Origin of the sequence: Rhodoplanes tepidamans (genome assembly GCF_030813915.1) — a bacterium.
GTDB classification, from domain to species: domain Bacteria; phylum Pseudomonadota; class Alphaproteobacteria; order Rhizobiales; family Xanthobacteraceae; genus Rhodoplanes; species Rhodoplanes tepidamans.
Genome location: NZ_JAUSUJ010000001.1, coordinates 345,098 through 361,009 on the forward strand (window position 1 = coordinate 345,098; position 15,912 = coordinate 361,009).

The 15,912-nt window shown below is 71.5% G+C and carries 15 protein-coding genes; 11 read left to right on the top strand and 4 right to left on the bottom strand.

Annotation, left to right across the window (positions count from 1 at the left end):
- Nucleotides 1–110: 110 nt before the first annotated feature.
- The 3 genes from J2S22_RS01605 (at nucleotide 111) to J2S22_RS01615 (ending at nucleotide 3,825) form a co-directional block, all read left to right on the top strand.
- Complete coding sequence (locus J2S22_RS01605) at nucleotides 111–1,538, top strand: bifunctional enoyl-CoA hydratase/phosphate acetyltransferase (RefSeq protein WP_272779367.1); 1,428 nt, start codon at nucleotides 111–113, stop codon at nucleotides 1,536–1,538.
- A 119-nt stretch (nucleotides 1,539–1,657) separates the two neighbouring features.
- On the top strand, nucleotides 1,658–2,215 hold the full coding sequence (locus J2S22_RS01610; RefSeq protein ID WP_272779366.1) for a hypothetical protein: 558 nt from the start codon (nucleotides 1,658–1,660) through the stop codon (nucleotides 2,213–2,215).
- A gap of 146 nt (nucleotides 2,216–2,361) precedes the next feature.
- Complete coding sequence (locus J2S22_RS01615) at nucleotides 2,362–3,825, top strand: hypothetical protein (RefSeq protein ID WP_272779365.1); 1,464 nt, start codon at nucleotides 2,362–2,364, stop codon at nucleotides 3,823–3,825.
- A gap of 79 nt (nucleotides 3,826–3,904) precedes the next feature.
- On the opposite strand, the gene pyrC is transcribed toward J2S22_RS01615, so the two are convergent.
- Nucleotides 3,905–4,951 carry a dihydroorotase gene (gene pyrC / locus J2S22_RS01620; protein ID WP_272779364.1) on the bottom strand — a complete coding sequence of 349 codons (1,047 nt, stop codon included), beginning with the start codon at nucleotides 4,949–4,951 and terminating at the stop codon, nucleotides 3,905–3,907.
- A 190-nt stretch (nucleotides 4,952–5,141) separates the two neighbouring features.
- Here pyrC and J2S22_RS01625 point away from each other — a divergent pair, with 190 nt between their 5' ends.
- The gene (locus J2S22_RS01625) at nucleotides 5,142–5,618 is read left to right on the top strand and encodes a Crp/Fnr family transcriptional regulator (protein ID WP_272779363.1); all 477 of its coding nucleotides are present in this window, start codon (nucleotides 5,142–5,144) and stop codon (nucleotides 5,616–5,618) included.
- 100 nt (nucleotides 5,619–5,718) lie between these two features.
- Here J2S22_RS01625 and J2S22_RS01630 read toward each other — a convergent pair whose 3' ends face one another.
- The 3 genes from J2S22_RS01630 to J2S22_RS01640 form a co-directional block, all read right to left on the bottom strand.
- On the bottom strand, nucleotides 5,719–7,116 hold the full coding sequence (locus tag J2S22_RS01630) for a glycosyltransferase family protein (protein ID WP_272779362.1): 1,398 nt from the start codon (nucleotides 7,114–7,116) through the stop codon (nucleotides 5,719–5,721).
- A gap of 227 nt (nucleotides 7,117–7,343) precedes the next feature.
- Entirely contained in the window at nucleotides 7,344–7,667 is a 324-nt protein-coding gene (locus J2S22_RS01635; protein WP_272779361.1) for a hypothetical protein, read from the bottom strand.
- A gap of 191 nt (nucleotides 7,668–7,858) precedes the next feature.
- On the bottom strand, nucleotides 7,859–8,893 hold the full coding sequence (locus J2S22_RS01640; protein ID WP_272779360.1) for a LysR family transcriptional regulator: 1,035 nt from the start codon (nucleotides 8,891–8,893) through the stop codon (nucleotides 7,859–7,861).
- Nucleotides 8,894–9,015: 122 nt separating this feature from the next.
- Between J2S22_RS01640 and J2S22_RS01645 the strand changes: the two genes are divergently transcribed.
- From J2S22_RS01645 to J2S22_RS01675, 7 genes are all read left to right on the top strand, one after another.
- Complete coding sequence (locus J2S22_RS01645) at nucleotides 9,016–9,915, top strand: hypothetical protein (RefSeq protein ID WP_272779359.1); 900 nt, start codon at nucleotides 9,016–9,018, stop codon at nucleotides 9,913–9,915.
- The gene (locus J2S22_RS01650; protein WP_272779358.1) at nucleotides 9,912–10,901 is read left to right on the top strand and encodes a hydroxyacid dehydrogenase; all 990 of its coding nucleotides are present in this window, start codon (nucleotides 9,912–9,914) and stop codon (nucleotides 10,899–10,901) included. The genes J2S22_RS01645 and J2S22_RS01650 overlap by 4 nt, the downstream gene beginning before the upstream one ends.
- Nucleotides 10,902–10,940: 39 nt before the next feature.
- Nucleotides 10,941–11,729, top strand: a complete 789-nt coding sequence (locus tag J2S22_RS01655) for an HpcH/HpaI aldolase family protein (RefSeq protein ID WP_272779357.1) — start codon at nucleotides 10,941–10,943, stop codon at nucleotides 11,727–11,729.
- A gap of 20 nt (nucleotides 11,730–11,749) precedes the next feature.
- Nucleotides 11,750–13,048 (top strand): hydantoinase/carbamoylase family amidase, encoded by a 1,299-nt coding sequence (locus J2S22_RS01660; protein ID WP_272779356.1) that lies wholly within the window; start codon nucleotides 11,750–11,752, stop codon nucleotides 13,046–13,048.
- Between the two features lie 168 nt (nucleotides 13,049–13,216).
- Nucleotides 13,217–13,597, top strand: coding sequence for a phasin family protein (locus J2S22_RS01665; protein WP_272779355.1), 381 nt, complete (start codon nucleotides 13,217–13,219; stop codon nucleotides 13,595–13,597).
- A gap of 261 nt (nucleotides 13,598–13,858) precedes the next feature.
- A complete protein-coding gene (locus J2S22_RS01670) occupies nucleotides 13,859–14,491 on the top strand; it encodes a collagen-like protein (RefSeq protein ID WP_272779354.1) in 633 nt (210 codons plus the stop codon).
- A gap of 198 nt (nucleotides 14,492–14,689) precedes the next feature.
- Entirely contained in the window at nucleotides 14,690–15,721 is a 1,032-nt protein-coding gene (locus tag J2S22_RS01675) for a Bug family tripartite tricarboxylate transporter substrate binding protein (protein ID WP_272779353.1), read from the top strand.
- The last annotated feature ends 191 nt before the right edge of the window (nucleotides 15,722–15,912 follow it).

Below are 15,912 nucleotides of genomic sequence, written 5' to 3' on the forward strand. Positions count from 1 at the left end.
GAGCAAGATTTTTGCGGGCCGGCCCGGTAGCATGTCCGCAGGCGGCGAGCGTCGTGCCTTTCCGGGCCGCGCTTCAAGACCGCCGGTCAACCATTCTAGGGAGAGCGGCCATGAAAGGAACGAGCGTGCGCAATACGACGTGGGACGAGCTGGAGGTGGGCGCCGTGGCGGCGCTCGACCGGACCTGCACGGCGAAGGACCTGACGCTGTTCGCGCACGTTTCGGGAAACCTCAATCCGCTCCCGGTCCCGGCCGCCATGGAGGTCACCACGGGCGGCGAGCCGGTCGCCCCCTCGCTGTGGGTGGGGTCGTTGGTGTCGGCCGTGCTCGGCACCCTGCTGCCCGGCGCCGGCACGCTGTACCGGGCCCAGAGCTTCAACTTCGTCGAGCGGGTTCGGGTCGGCTCGCGCCTCCGGATCGAGGTCAAGTGTATCGAGAAGCGCGAGAAGCCGCTCGCCCTGTTCGAGACCACGATCCGCGAGGCGGACGGCCGCCTGGTGGTGCAGGGCGTCGCCGAGGTCGAGGTGCCGACCGAGACGATGGTCACCGAGGCGGGCGAGCTGCCGCAGCTCATCCTCGACGACCACGAGCATTTCGCCCCGCTGATCGCGGTGGCCAAGCGGCTGCCGCCGCTGCCGACCGTCGTGGTCGGGCCGGACGACCGCCACGCGCTCGGCGGCGCCGTGCTGTCGGCCGACGAGGGGCTGATCGTGCCGATCCTGGTCGGCGACGGCGGCCGCATCCGCGCCGCCGCCAAGGATCTCGGCGTCGACATCGGCCGTTTCGAGCTGATCGACGTGGCGGACGACCGCGAGGCGTCGAAGCGCGCCGTCGGCCTGATCAACACCGGCAAGGCCGCGGCCATCATGAAGGGCAACGTCAAGGCCGAGGCGCTGCTCAACGCGGTGATCAAGCGCGACGGCGGCCTGCGCGGCGTCCGCAAGCTCAGCCACGCCTTCGTGCTCGACGTCCCGACTCTCGACCACCTGCTGTTCATCACCGACTGCGCCGTCAACATCTCGCCCGACCTGGCGACCAAGGTCGACATCGTGCAGAACGGCATCGACCTCGCCCGCGCCTGCGGCATCGAGACGCCGCGGGTCGGCGTCCTGTCGGCGGTCGAGACCGTCAACCCCAACATCCCCTCGACCCTCGACGCCGCAGCGCTCTCCAAGATGGCGGAGCGCGGCCAGATCAAGGGCGGCATCGTCGACGGCCCGCTCGCCATGGACAACGCCATGGACGTCGGGGCGGCCAAGACCAAGGGCATCACCTCGCTGGTGGCCGGCCGGGCCGAGGTGCTGATCGTCCCCAATCTCGAGGCCGGCAACATGCTGGCCAAGGAGCTCACCTTCGTGGCGCGCGCCGAGTCGGCCGGCCTGGTGATCGGGGCGCGGGTGCCGATCATCCTCACCAGCCGGGCCGACAACGACCGCGCCAGGCTGGTCTCCTGTGCGCTCGCCCAGCTCTATATCCACTGGTGCCGGACCGGCCGGTCCGCCTGCTCGATGCCCGGCTTCGTGAAGGCCGCCGAGTGAACGCATCCGGGGCGCCGGCTGCCGCCGGCGCTGTCGGGTCGCGGTCGGCGGAGCCGGTCGCGAGGGTGGAAACGACGAGCCGTCAGGGGGCGTCCATGGAGAGCGTCGCGCGAGGGACCGTGGCTGCGCCGGCCGCACCGTCCCTGAGTACCGACCGGCTGTTCTCGCGCACCATGGTCGATGCCGGCGAGCTCGCCCGCCAGGGCGAGCGCATGATGCAGCGGGTGGCCCAGGCGGCCGAGCGCTTCGGCTGGGACCACGGCCTGCGGCTGCAGGGCCAGCTCCGCACACTCGGCCATGTCGGCGACCGCATCTGTGCCTACACGTTCGGGCCCGGCGTGATGTCGCTCGAGGCGCGCGACTACGCGCTGGTCGCCGTGCAGCGGGCGGTGCGCAACACCAACCCGCTGGTCGCGCCCCTGGTGCCGCTGATCGGCCTCGCCGGCGCGCCGGCCTCGCCGCCCGCCGACAACGGCTTCCTGCTCGCGGAGCGCGCCTGGTCGGAGCTGGTGAACCAGGCGCTCGACCTGCAGCACGACATGATGGGAGTCTGGCTCGATCTCGGACGCGAGGCGCTCGGCGCGCTGCCCGGCTTCGGCCCGGCCGCCCGCGGTCCGGCTGTCCGCGCCGCGGCCGCCAGCACCCCGGCCGCCGGCGGAGCGGCAGCCGCGCGATAGGACGGCGAGGACAGGAGAGACTGAGTGTGAGGCGTCACGGTCGGTCGATGCTTCGATCGCTCGTGGGCGGGGTCGCGGTGGCGGCCGCGGTCGGGCTGCTCCCGATCGCCGCCGGGTCCGCGTCCGGTCAGCCGTCCGAATCATCCGTGCGCCCTGCGCCCGGGCCGTCGGCCGACGCCACGATCGCGACCGACTTCGCCAGCCTCACGGCGGCGGCCGCGACGACCCGCGGCACCCTGCAGCCACTGGAGCACGCCCTCGACGCGCTCGCGGCCCGCCGCCGCGCCGAAGCCGGCGATCTCGGGTTCTCACGCGCCCGCGACAGCCTCGGGTCCCACCGGGAGGCGCTGGCGCGCTTCGCCGTCTTCGCGGCCCTCGTCCCGTCCTGGCACGATCTCGGTCACGAGGCGGGTCTGCTGCTCGCCACGGTGAAGCCCGACGATGTCGATGCGCTCGCCGCGGCCGTCGGCGGCACCGCGGGGCACGATGTCGGGACGGCGCTCGCCGCCTATCGGCAGGCGGTCGGAGTTCTCGCCGCGGCGGCGGCGCCGCTGCGCGAGCGGCTGGCGGCCGCGCGCGACCGCGACCGCCTCGCCGGCGAGGCGCGCGGCGGCCAGGACGATCCACGCTATCGCCAGCTCGTCGCGCAGTACGGCGAGACGCTCGCCGACGCGTCGGTCTATGTCCCGTCCGCGCCGCCGGAGCTGCACCGGCCCAGGACCGCGCCGGCCGAGAAGGTGTTCGACGTCGCGCTGCTGTGGGACGAGGCGGAGGACGAGTGGTTCCGGCTGCCGGGCGACGTTCCGGTCGAGGAGATCTTCCGCGACGTGTTCATCGCCGCCGGCAAGCGGCCGACGCCGGGCCAGCTGAAGTATCTGGCCGGCATCCATCCGCAGATCACCGCCCGCCGGGCGACCGTCGACGCGCTCGCGGCATGGCTGCGCGCCGCCGCGACCGGTGAGGGGCCGGCGGCGCAGGCGTTCGCCGCTGCTCCCGACGCCGCGTCGATGCGGGCCGCGCTCGACGAGCCCTGGCGGCTGCGCGCCCGCTACGTCTACGACGCCGCCTATCGCCAGTCGACGCTCGCCGCGGTCGACCAGGTCCGCAAGGCGCTGGTCGGGCAGGGGGCCGCCGGCACGGCAGCGCTGCGGTCGCTCGACGCGCTCCTCGATCGCCACGCGCTCACCCTCGAGTCGCAATGGGCCGTCGCGGTGCCGCCGGCCGTCGGCACCGTCAGGGTGACGGCCTGGTTCCGCGACGATCCCAAGACCCGCTTCGTCAGCACCTGGCGGTTCGACAAGGAGCAGGTGCGCATCGAGATCGACCAGGGCCGCGCCAACGGGGTCCGCCGCGGCAACATGGTCGAGACCGAGGGCTCGATCCCGGGCCGCAACTGCGTCGCCACCGACCGCCGCAGCTTCGCGCCGAACGGCACCCTGACCTTCTCGGCGAGCTACCGTTGCATCCGCGACGACGGCCGGATCGAGGTCAACGACCGGATCGGCGCCGGCACCTGGGAGGTCGTCCCGGCCGCCGCGTCACCGGACGGCAAGCCGCCGGTGGAGTCGAAATCCGAGCCGCGGCGAGAGCCGGCGCGGCGTCCGCGTTGACGGTGGCTCGCCTCGTCTTCCCTCTCCCGCGAGGGGAGAGGGGTGAATCCGAGGCGATCGGCGGGACGCGGACCGAGGGTCACGCGGCCGCGTCGACGACGCTCCAGCCGAGGCCCTCGTCGGAGCCGAAGGCGCGCAGGCTGCCCTCTCCGGGCACCGGGATCTCGGCGGCGGGCGTCGGCGGCGTGTCGACGAGGGTCACGCGCTCCTCGTTGGGCGGCAGGCCGTAGAAGGCCGGACCGTTGAGCGAGGCGAAGGCCTCGAGCCTGTCCAGCGCGTTCTCCTGGGCGAACACGGTGGCGTAGCATTCGAGCGCCGCCGGCGCGTTGAACAGGCCGGCGCAGCCGCACTCGGCCTCCTTCAGGTGCCTGAGATGCGGCGCCGTGTCGGTGCCGAGGAAGAACGAGGGATCGCCGCTCGTCGCCGCCGCCCGCACCGCGAGGCGGTGCACCTCGCGCTTGGCGACCGGCAGGCAGTAGTAGTGCGGCCGGATGCCGCCGCGGAAGATGGCGTTGCGGTTGATCATCAGGTGCTGCGGCGTCACCGTGGCGCCGATCAGCGGGCCGCCGGCGCGCACGTAATCCACCGCCTCCCTGGTGGTGACGTGCTCCATCACGACCTTCAGGCCGGGGAAGCGCCTGCGGGTCGGGTCCAGCACGCGCTCGATGAACACGGCCTCGCGGTCGAAGATGTCGACCGTCTGGTCGTTGACCTCGCCGTGCACCAGCAGCGGCATGCCGGCCGCCTCCATCGCCGCCAGCACCGACGCGATGTTGGCGACGTCGGTGACGCCGTGGCTCGAATTGGTGGTCGCGTGCGCCGGATAGAGCTTCGCCGCGGTGAAGACTCCGTCGCGGAAGCCGGCGATCAGGTCGGCCGGGTCGGTGCCGTCGGTCAGGTAGCAGGTCATCAGCGGCGTGAACCTTACGCCCGCCGGGATCGCCGCGACCACGCGCTCGCGATAGGCGGACGCCATCGCGGCCGTGGTGACGGGCGGGGTCAGGTTCGGCATCACGATGGCGCGGCCGAAGCGGCGCGCCGTGAAGGGAACGACGGTGCGCAGCACCGCGCCGTCGCGGAAATGAACGTGCCAGTCGTCCGGACGCCGGAGCGTGATCGACGCCATGATGTCTCTCGTGATCGTTGCAGGGTGCGCCCGGCGTGCGGGGCGCATGCGGTCGCCGTCGGGCGACGGCCCGCGGACCCTACGACCGCGCAAGGCAGGGATCAATGAGGGCCGGGCGGGAAGGGCGGAAGGCCGCACGATCGCGGCCGCCGGGCGTGTGCATCGGAGGCCGGCGCCGTATAGTGGGCGGATGGCCGCCAGTTCCCCCGAGCTGAAGGCGTTCCTGGTCGCGACGCCGTTCTTCGGTGGGCTCCAGGCGGCGAGCCTCGATCTCCTGATCTCGATGCTGGCCGAATGCCGCTTCGAGGCCGGCGCCACGGTGGTGTCGGAAGGAGAGCCGGGCCATTCGATGTATGTCGTGCAGTCCGGCGAGCTGGCGGTGTGCAAGCGCGGCCACGCGGGGCGCCCGCTTTCCATCGCGCGGCTCGGGCCCGGAGATTTCTTCGGCGAGATGACGCTGATCGAAGTCCAGAACAGATCGGCGACCGTCGTCGCGGAGAGTGCGACCGTGCTGTACGAGCTCACGGCCCGGAACCTCTACACGTACTACAGGGCCGACCTCCGCGCCTACGCGATGGTGATGCAGAACATCAATCGCGAGCTCTGCCGGCGGCTCCGCCGCGCCGACGCGCGCATCGCCGAGCTGGCCATGGGAAGCCGATCGTAGCTGCGGCCGGTCGCGGCGGAGCTTCGGGGCTCGGCGGGAGTCTCCGGGCGAGACACACGGGTTTCGCTTGCGTTCCGTCCTGGCCGGGGGCTGTCCGCTTTCACATCCGCAGGCAGGCCGTCACGCCGACGGCGCCCTGGCCGGTCCTGCTGCAGGTCCAGGCCGGGTCGGAGAGCGGGGCCGGGCGGAAATGGGCGGCGGCGGGGCCGTGCAACTCGGGCTCGTGGACCCATAAGAGCCCGGTGCGGGCGGGCGCGGCGGACCATGTCGCCGCGAGCCGCCGGACGTCCTTGCTCTGGACGGCCTGGACTGCGACCGGCATGTCCGCCCGGCGGAAGAAGAAGCCACCCAGCTCCTGCACGAAACGCGGGTCCATCGCGTCGACCAGCGGATTGTCCCAGACGAAGACGACGCGCTCGGTGCCCGCCGCCATCATCGCCTCGGAGGCCGTCTGGATCTCGAGCTCGCGCTTGTAGGGCGGCACGGCGCCGTCGGCGGCCCAGGTCGCGGCGACGATCCCGAACAGGAGGACGTAAGCGAGCCCGCTCGCCGCGATCCGCCGGCTCATCTGCTCCGCCACCAGGACGGCGCCCAGAAGAATGCCGGGCGCGCACGGGACCAGATAGCGGATCGTGAAGGCCGGCCGGACCGCCCCGATCGCCAGCATGACGGCGAGGGCGCCGGCCGAGGTGGCGACGACGACGAGGGGCGGCGGCAGAGGCGCGCGATCCGCTGGTCCGCTCGCGAGGCGCCGCGCCAGCAGCACGATGCCGGCCAGAACGGTGCAGGCCGCCAGGGCCGGAATCCCGAACAGGAATCCGGCGACCACCGGAATGTGGCGACGATCGACGATCGGGTACCAGGCGAATCGCGGATCGGCGAAGCGGATCAAGGTCTCGGCGTGCAGCGCCATCCAGGCGGCGACCGGCACGAAGGCGAGCAGGGCCGGCCAGGTCCGGATCGCGCCCCGGCGGTGGACGATCAGATAGGTCAGCCCCTGGACGCCGATCAGCGCCCCGGCCTGATAGTGCGTCAGGATCGTCAGCGCCCCGAGGCCCGTCCAGGCCAGAGCACGGCGGATGGTCGGCGCCGTCAGCAGTCGCGCATAGGCGACCGTGGTGCCGGTCGCGAGCGCGAGCAGCAACGTGTAGCAGCGCGCCTCCTGGGCGAACATCAGGCCGGGCCACCACAGGGCCAGCAGGGCGCACCACAGCAGACGGACGTCGCGGCTGATCGAAGACGTCGGGACGAGCACGATCAGCGGCGTGAGGAGGCCGCAGACGAGGCTGGGGAACCGCAACGCGGCATTGCCCAGGCCGGCGATGCCGGTCCAGGCGTGGATCAGGACGTAGAAGAGAGGCGCGTTCGGGTCACCGAGGGCCGCCAGGGCCATGTCGCGGACGCTCGATTGCGACGCGACGACGCCGGTCACGGCCTCGTCCATCCACAACGGCGCGTCGCTGCCGGCCACCACGCGGATGACGGCGCCGGCGACCAAGGCCAGGGCCAGGGCCAGGGCCCCGAGCAGGAGCGTCCGCTCCCGGCGTCGCGAACGCTACCGGGTCGGGGACCGGCCGCTGTCGTCGAGCTCAGCGTCGCCCATGATCGCCTGCTGTTCAGGCGCGATCGTGCACCGCGAGGTTTAACGCCCGGTGATCGGGACATCCGCGATTGCGCGGGCGACGCAGCGCACGGGGCCCGACCCCGTGATCCGGAAAGGGAAGGTCAGCGCCACTTTTCCACGGATACGGCCGGCGCTTCGGCGGCGGCCATGGTGCGCCGGACCCAGGTCTGGAACGCCGCCGTGCAGGCGCGCTGCATCGACGGGGTGGCCGGGCAGCGGTCGGCGACGACGCAGTTCGGGTTCGCCGTGCAGCGCCCGGCGACGGTTCGGCGCAGCACCGGGGCGAGGCCGGCCGCGATGCTGTACGGGCGTTCGCCGGTCCCCATGACGATGGGCTGCCGCACGTCGCCGGTCGCGTCGTCGTCGTGCGCGGCGATCGACCGGCCGCCCGCGCATCGGTGGAGCGAATCGAAAAGGGGAAGCATGGAGCGGGGGTTCTCCGTAGCCACGTTGACGCTTGTTATACGTCGGGCCGCCGGGACCGGATCGCGGCCCGCCGATCACGACATGGGGAGCGACGATCTGTGCCGATCGAGGCGCGCAGATGACGCGACCGACCGATTCGTACCGACGCACCCGTGCAGAAGCCGATAGGCGAAGACCATCTATGCGAAAATCATGCCTCGGCGCGCAGCGTCGGGCGGGCCGCCGGTTGCCGTCCGGCGGTGGCGCGCGTCCTGGTCGGCGGCGGGTCGTTGGCGAAGGACAGGGCGGCGGCCGAGAGCGTCATGCCGTCGTCCTGATTGAGCACCTTGCCGTCCGAGATCACGCCGGTGATCGCCTTGACGATGGTCCGGGCCGCCGGCGACAGGCCGATGCCGTGCCGCCACACGACCCGGATGGTCCGCTCCAGCACCGGGTCCTTCAACGGCCGGTAGGCGAGCAGGGGATGCTCGCCGGGCGGCAGCGCCAGCCCGGGCAGCGCCGTGATGCCGACGCCCTGCTCGAGCAGGCCGTAGATCGTCACGAGGTTCGACACTTCGGACGCGATCGACAGCCGCACATTGTGGGGCGCGATCGCATTGTCGATCAGGTTGCGGATGCCGTGCTCGAGCGTCATCGCGATGAACGGATGGCCCTGCAGCTCGGCCCAGGTCACCTCGGCCTTCTGGGCCAGCGGATGCGACTTCGGGAACGCGCCGTAGAACCGGTCGCGGCCGATCACCACGCCGTCGAGCGACGGTGCCGCGGTCTCGAAGCTGCCGATGCCGAGATCCGCCTGGCCGTCCAGGACGGCCGTGGTGATCGCCGTCAGATTGACGTCGCGCACCACGACGCGCAGGCCGAGCCGCGAGGCCTCGCCGGCGATCACGGCCGGCATCAGCCGGAAGGCGATCGAGGGCAGGCAGGCGACGACGACACGGCCGCGCTTGCGGGCGGCGGCCTCCTGGATGTCGGCGATCGAGGTGTCGATCTGGCGGAGCAGGTGGCGGGCGGTCGGCAGGAAGCCCATGCCGAGGCCGGTGAGCTTCACGCTGCGTGTCGTCCTGTGGAACAACGCGCTGCCGATCTGCTCCTCGAGCTGCTGAATCGAATGGCTGAGAGCGGGCTGCGAAAGAGCGAGGGTGTCGGCAGCCGCAACGAAGCTGCCCTTGTCGGCCACCAGGACGAAGGCGCGCAGTTGCCGGATGGTGACATTATTTCGGTTCATCGAATAATCGTTTAGATCATTCGATTGGAAGACGCAATCGGAACCGTCGCATATATTTCGCGCGGACGACGGACGTCCCGGCGGCCGCACCTGGTGTCAATGCGGTCTCGGGAAAGTTCGACATGGCGGAAAGTGCGCGACCCGACGTTCTCCTCGTCCCCCTCATCGACGTGAACTGGCTGGTCTACGCGCCGTTCGATCCCGGTCGCGATTTCCGGGTCGATCCGCCCAAGGTCGAGCAGAGCGTCGGCGAGACCCGCGGCCTGTGCCGCATGCTGAAGGACATGACGGGCGGCAAGTTCATCCTGTCGCCGCACTCCGGCACCTATTGCCGCACCGGCTATTACGACGGCGAGATGCTCGACGTGTACCGCGAGGCGGTGGAGGGCGGCGCCGAGCTGTCGATCCATCTGCACGAGGAGATCAAGGGCCAGGGCACGCGCTACATGGAGCGCGACCACATGACCACGGTCTATCTCGACTGCAAGCGCCGGCTCGAGAACGCCGGCATCAGGCCGGTGGCGTACCGGGGCGGACACTACGCCTACACGCCGTTCATGAACGAGCTCCTGCCGCAGACCGGCGTGTTCATCGACTGCTCGTGCTCGCCCGGCGGCAACCACCCGGACCGCGAGGCGATCTGGGTGCATGCCGAGACGACCGGCTGGTATCTCCCGATGAATCCGCGTCTGCCGGCCGCCGGCCAGGCGCGCTCGCAGGTGTTCGAGATCCCGATCGGGGCCGACGGCGACGGCGCCGCCTACAAGAACCTCCTGCATGTCGAGCAGTCGGAATTGTCCAACCTGCAGCGCGTCTTCAACGTGATCCGCGAGCGGGCGCAGCGCACCGGCGAGCAGCAGATCGTGCACTCGCTGTTCCACACCGGCTCGGTCGGCGAGCCGGCGTGGATCGAGCGATTCAAGCAGTTCCTCGCCTGGGTGCCGAACAACGGGGCGAGGTTCGTCACGACCGTGGAGGCCAAGGCGGCGTTCGACGCGCGCGCGAAGGAGAGGGCGGCGTGAGCGGTCTGTGCCTGCTGGTCCAGCCGATTCATCCGGGCGGGATCAGGATCCTGGAGGAGGCCGGGCTCGAGGTCCGGCAGGCGAGCGCCGCGACCATGGACGTGGTGGCGCGCGAGGCGAAGGACGCGGTCGCCGCGATCACCCGCAACGCCGGGTTCAACCGGGCCGCCATGGAGGCGGCGCCGCGGCTCGCCGTGCTCGGCAATCACGGCACCGGCTACGATCCGGTCGACGTCGGCTACGCCCGCGAGATCGGCCTGCCGATCGTCTATACGCCGACCGCCAACGTGCAGTCGGTCGCCGAGCACGCGATCGCGCAGATGATCGCGATCATCAAGCGCGTGCGCGAGTGCGACCGTGCGGTTCGGGCCGGCGACTTCGACTACCGCTATGCCCGCGATTTCCACGAACTCGCCGGCAAGCGGCTGCTGATCTTCGGCTTCGGCAAGATCGGCCGGCGCACGGCGGAGATCGCCCGTCTCGCCTTCGGCATGCGGGTGGAGGTCTACAGCCCGAGCGCCGACGACGGCGATATCCGCGCGGCCGGCTGCGTCCCGGTCGGCGATCTCGGGCGGGCCCTCGCCGAGGCCGACATCGTCTCGCTGCACCAGCGGCTCACGCCGCAGACCCGCGGCATGTTCGACCGCGAGCGGCTGCGCGCGATGAAGAAGGGCGCCGTGCTGGTCAACACCGCGCGCGGCGCCCTGGTGGTGCCGGAGGCGCTGATCGAGGCGGTCGACGGCGGCCACCTGCGCGGTGCCGCCATGGACGTCTTCGAGACGGAGCCGCTGCCCGCCGGCCATCCCTACACGGCCTGTGACGGCATCCTCCTGTCGCCGCACACCGGCGGCGCGACCGAGGAGGCGCTGGAGCGCACCGCCGTCGAGACGGCCCGGCAGGTCGTCGACGTCCTGGCCGGCCGCCGGCCCGAATACCTGGTCGATCCCGACGTGTGGGCGCGCCGCCGCGTCGCCGCACCGGCCTGACCGACCCCATCGTTCCCGGACTCCTTGGAAAGTCACGTCATGATCAAGAGCAACAAGGTCAAGGCCCTGCAGCGCGAGGGCAAGCCCGCCTTCGGCACCTGGATCACGCTGTGCCCGCATCCGCGCGTCGTGAAGATCCTCGCGACCTCGGGCTTCGATTTCGTCATCATCGAGATGGAGCACACCGACTTCAACATGGAGACGGTGGGCATGCTGTCGATGTACGCCCGCGAGTGCGGCCTCACCCCGATCGTGCGGCCGCCCGGCACGCTGAAGCCGCACGACCTCACCCGGCCGCTCGACGCCGGTGCGCAGGGGCTGCTGCTGCCGTCGGTCGAGACGGCCGAGCAGTTCATGGAGATCGTCAGGGGCACGCGCTACTATCCGATCGGCAGCCGGCCGATGAACCTGCGCGGACCGCACACCGATTACTTCGCCGGCGACCCGAAGCAGATGCTCGCCCATCTCAACAGCGAGACCATGCTGATCGTGATGGTCGAGACGCAGAAGGCGATCGCCAATCTCGACGCGATCCTGAAGACCGGCGCGGTCGACTGCGTGATGATCGGCCCCGACGACCTGTCGCAGGATCTCGGCATCCCGGCCGAGATGCAGAACCCGATCCTGCACGAGGCGTACGAGAAGGTCTTCGCGATCTGCAAGGCGAACGGCGTGCCCTACGGCCTGTCGGCGCAGTCGCCCGAGATGGCGGAGAGCTGGGTCGCCAAGGGCTGCACCTGGATCCCGTACCAGAACGACGCCGCCATGGTGCTCAACGCCGCCCGCGCCGTGGTGCCGAAGCTGATGAAGGCCGGCGGCCGCGCGTGAGCGCGGCCGGGAGGACGGCGATGCACGGAGCCGCCGACGATCGCCGCGCCGAGGCGCTCGCCGACGGCTCGCGCCTAGCGGCCCGCCTGTTCGATGCGCTCGCCGGCGGCACCGCGGATCCCCCGGGCGTCACCCGCGCGGCGTATGGCGCGGGCGAATGCGCCGCCTTCGCCCTGATGGCGGAGGCGGCCGGGGATCTCGGCGGCGATCCGGTCTTCGACCCCGCCGGCAATCAGTTCCTGACCTTCCGGGGCGCCGACCGCGGCCGCACCGTCTATGTCGGATCGCACCTCGACTCGGTTCCGCACGGCGGCAATTTCGACGGCGCCGCCGGCGTGATCCTCGGGCTCGCCGCGGCCGCGGCGCTGACCCGGCTCGGCACCGTCCCGGCGTTCGATCTCTGCGTGCTCTGCCTGCGGGCCGAGGAGAGCTGCTGGTTTCCGCACAGCTACATCGGCAGCAAGACGGCGCTGGGCTGCCTGCCGCCGGACGTGCTCGACGCGGTGGTGCGCAGCGACACTGGCCGTTCGCTCGCCGGGCACATGCGCGACCTCGGCTTCGATCCCGAGGCGGTGCGCCGAGGCGCGAGCCGGATCGATCGCGCCCGGACGGTCGCCTATCTCGAGCCGCATATCGAGCAGGGACCCGTGCTGGTCGCCGAGGGCCGGCCGCTCGGGCTCGTCACCGGCATCCGCGGCAGCTTCCGGTTCCGCGAAGCGGCCTTCCACGGCGCCTACGCGCATTCCGGCGCGACGCCGCGGACGCTGCGGCGCGACGCCGTGGTCGCGGCGTCCGAGTTCGTCATGGCCATGCAGGCTCTGTGGGAGCGCATGGAGCGCGACGGGCACGACCTCGCCGTGACGTTCGGCATGATCGGCACCGACCCGGCCCAGCACTCCTTCTCGAAGGTCGCCGGCGAGGCCCGGCTGTGCATCGACGTGCGCAGCCAGAGCGAGGCGACCCTGGAGGAGGTGCGCCGGCGGCTGGTCGAGACCGGCCTCGACGTCGCCGCCCGCCGGGACGTCCGGCTGGAGCTGGGCCCGCTCGGCGGCAGCACGCCCGCCGTGATGGCGCCGCGGCTGCTGGCGCAGATGCGGGCGGCCGCGGCGACCGCCGGGATCGCGCCGATTGAGATGGCGAGCGGCGCGGGCCACGACGCCGCGACCTTCGCCAACGCCGGCGTGCCGACCGGCATGCTGTTCATCCGGAACCGGAACGGCAGCCACAATCCGGACGAGGCGATGGACATGGGGGATTTCGACGCGGCCCTGGCCCTCGTGGTGGCGCTCCTGGAGCAGCCGGCCGAGCACTGGGGCTGAACCGGCCCGCCGTCGTGCGGCGGCATCGTCATACGGCCGTTTTGACGCACTGCAATATCTTTTGACCGGGCGCGTCCGCCGTGCCTATCATGCGGGCGTTCGCTCACAATTGTTCATCGGCATCGCGCCCGCCGGCTCCGCCGGCCGGTGTGTTCCCAGGAGATCGTCATGAAGACCGGGACGCCCTTTGAAATGCCCGCTGACCTCCGCAAGATGACCGAGCAGAGCATGGAGCAGGTTCGCTCTGCGATTAACAGCTATCTCCAGTTCTTCCAGCGCGGCGTGCCGGGCATGCCGATGCTGGGCGGAACCGAGCTGAGCAACAAGGTTCTGAGCTATGCCGAACGCAACGTCGCGAGCGCGTTCGACTTCGCCCAGAGCCTGATGGCCGCCAAGGACGTCCAGGAAGTCCTGAAGATGCAGACGGAGTTCCTGCAGACCCAGATGCAGGTCATGACCGAGCAGGTGAAGGACCTCAGCGAGACCGCCATCAAGGCGGTCGCCGACACGACGACGAAGATGGGCAAGCCGGGCGGTTCGCCGTCCTGACGCCCGGTCCGGCCGCCGGGCTGCCGGCGGCCGCGACGCCACCCGTTCGACACCGACGCCGGACCGCCGGACCGCCGGACCGCCGGTGCGGCGTGAGCCGGCGTCTCCGGCGCCCGGCGGGTCTGCCGCCGGGCTTGACGCTGCGACGGAAAGCCTGCCCGCCGGGTCGGGCACGCGCCTGTCGCGACCCCCGGCGACATGTGCTTGTATGCGCGGGGGCCGGTTCCGGCCCGTCCGTCAGCAGAAGGTCACGACAAGCACATGCGAACGATCACCATGGGGGTGATGGCGAGCCTGCTCGCCGTCGGGACGGCCGAGGCGGCGATCGAGATCTCGGCCGCCCGCATCGAGGCCGGCGAGATCGTCGTCATCGGGCGGGTGACGCGCCCGAACGAAAAGGTCACCTTCGACGACCGCTTCGAGGTCGTTTCCGGCAAGGACCGCCGCTTCACCTGGCGGGCCGCCTATCATCCGGGCGACTGCACCGTGACGGTGAAGTCCGAGCCCGACACCCGCGACATCGTCGTCGCCAATTGCGGTCAGGCCGGCCCGAAGGGCGACAAGGGCGACCGTGGCGAGGCGGGAGCGCCGGGAGCTGCCGGTGCGCCGGGCGTGGCCGGCGCCGCCGGGCCGCAGGGACCGGCCGGTCCCACCGGCCAGCAGGGCCCGGTCGGGCCCAAGGGAGACCGCGGCGAGGCCGCGCCTGCCGCGGCGCCGATCCGCGTCGTCACCAAGTCCTGCCAGGGCCAGGCGCCGTGCCAGGCGAGCTGCGAGGCCGACGAGGTGCTGCTGACCGCGGTGCCGAATCCCGGCGAGCGCACCCTCGTCGCCGCGACCTGGGCGGGCGAGACGGTGCCGGCCGAGGCACGACTCGTCTGCGCCAGGACCAAGTAGTTCCGACGGCCGCCGGCGCGCCGCTCCGGCGGCGGGCCGGCGTATCGCATGCCGGAACGCGGCTTCGCGCGGCGAAGCGCGCGGTTGCGCGCCACGGCATCGCTCCGTAACCTGACCCGCGTCGACACGGCGAACGCCGTGCGGCGAACAAGCGTCGTTCGAAGAACGGCGAGACAAAAAAGTCGTCAGGGAGGAGTCATGACCAGCTCGAACGGCGCGGGCGCCGCATCGCGGCCCCGTGCGATCGTTTCACGTCGCTTCGTGCTCGGCGGGGCCGCGCTCGGCCTCGCCGCCCCCGCCATCCTGCGCAGCGGTCCCGCCTTCGCGGCCTATCCGGACCGGCCGCTCCGCATCGTCGTCGCCAACTCGCCCGGCGGGCCGTCCGACATCATCGCCCGCATCGTCGCGGCGGCGCTGCAGGACCAGATGGGCGGCACCGTCTATGTCGAGAACAAGGGCGGCGGCGGCAGCAATATCGGCATGGGCCACGTCGCCCGCGCCGAGCCGGACGGCACCACGATCCTGCTCGCGACCAGCGCCTTCGTGGTCAATCCGAGCCTCTACGACACGCTGCCCTACGATCCCTTCAAGGACTTCTCGGCGATCTGCGAGCTCGCGACCTCGCCGAACGTGTTCGCCGTGATGCCCAGCCTCGGCGTCTCCACCATGAAGGAGTTCGTCGCGCTGGCGAAGAAGAGCCCGGAGAAGTTCAACGTCTCGGTCCCGCCGGTCGGCACCACGCCGCAGCTCGAGGCCGAGGTGCTGAAGTCGATCGAGGGGCTGCAGGGCATGGCGACGGTGCCGTTCTCGGGCGGCGGCGAGGCCCTCAAGGCGCTGCTCGGCGGCACCGTGCAGCTCTCCTCCGGCGTGCTCGCGCCGGCGCATCCCTACATCAAGAGCGGCACCATCCGGGCGCTCGCCGTCACCGGCGAGCGGCGCTGGCACGACCTGCCGGAGGTGCCGACCATGGTGGAGGCCGGCTGGCCGGGATTCGTGTTCGAGACCTACACGGCCCTGCTGGCGCCGGCCGGCACCGCGCCGGACTTCGTGCGGCGGATGGAGCAGGAGACGCTCGCGCTGCTGGCCAAGCCGGAGATGCGGGAGAAGCTCACCCGCTCGGGCTTCGAGGTGCAGGCCAAGACCGGCAGGCAGCACATGGAGCGCGTCGCACGCGAAGTCGCGATGTTCCGCGACGTCATCACCAAGGCCGGCATCAAGGCGAAGAGCTGAGGGCGCGGCGACTCGAGCCTCGCCGCCTCGTCCTGAGGTCCGGCGCAGCCGGGCCTCGAAGGATGCGGCCCCGGCGCATCCGGACCGGCTACGGCCGATCTGGACATCGATGGTGGGCAGGCCGGTCGAATTCGGCTTGCCCGTTGGCCGCGTGGTTCGAGACGCGCTCTGCGGAGTGCCCGCACCACGAG

Excerpts from the sequence above, each read along its gene's own strand:
- J2S22_RS01655 (WP_272779357.1), top strand. The coding sequence starts at position 10,941 with ATGATCAAGAGCAACAAGGTCAAGGCCCTGCAGCGCGAGGGCAAGCCC.
- pyrC (WP_272779364.1), bottom strand. The coding sequence starts at position 4,951 with ATGGCGTCGATCACGCTCCGGCGTCCGGACGACTGGCACGTTCATTTC.
- J2S22_RS01660 (WP_272779356.1), top strand. The coding sequence starts at position 11,750 with ATGCACGGAGCCGCCGACGATCGCCGCGCCGAGGCGCTCGCCGACGGC.
- J2S22_RS01625 (WP_272779363.1), top strand. The coding sequence starts at position 5,142 with ATGGCCGCCAGTTCCCCCGAGCTGAAGGCGTTCCTGGTCGCGACGCCG.
- J2S22_RS01675 (WP_272779353.1), top strand. The coding sequence starts at position 14,690 with ATGACCAGCTCGAACGGCGCGGGCGCCGCATCGCGGCCCCGTGCGATC.
- J2S22_RS01665 (WP_272779355.1), top strand. The coding sequence starts at position 13,217 with ATGAAGACCGGGACGCCCTTTGAAATGCCCGCTGACCTCCGCAAGATG.
- J2S22_RS01670 (WP_272779354.1), top strand. The coding sequence starts at position 13,859 with ATGCGAACGATCACCATGGGGGTGATGGCGAGCCTGCTCGCCGTCGGG.
- J2S22_RS01645 (WP_272779359.1), top strand. The coding sequence starts at position 9,016 with ATGGCGGAAAGTGCGCGACCCGACGTTCTCCTCGTCCCCCTCATCGAC.
- J2S22_RS01605 (WP_272779367.1), top strand. The coding sequence starts at position 111 with ATGAAAGGAACGAGCGTGCGCAATACGACGTGGGACGAGCTGGAGGTG.
- J2S22_RS01640 (WP_272779360.1), bottom strand. The coding sequence starts at position 8,893 with ATGAACCGAAATAATGTCACCATCCGGCAACTGCGCGCCTTCGTCCTG.
- J2S22_RS01635 (WP_272779361.1), bottom strand. The coding sequence starts at position 7,667 with ATGCTTCCCCTTTTCGATTCGCTCCACCGATGCGCGGGCGGCCGGTCG.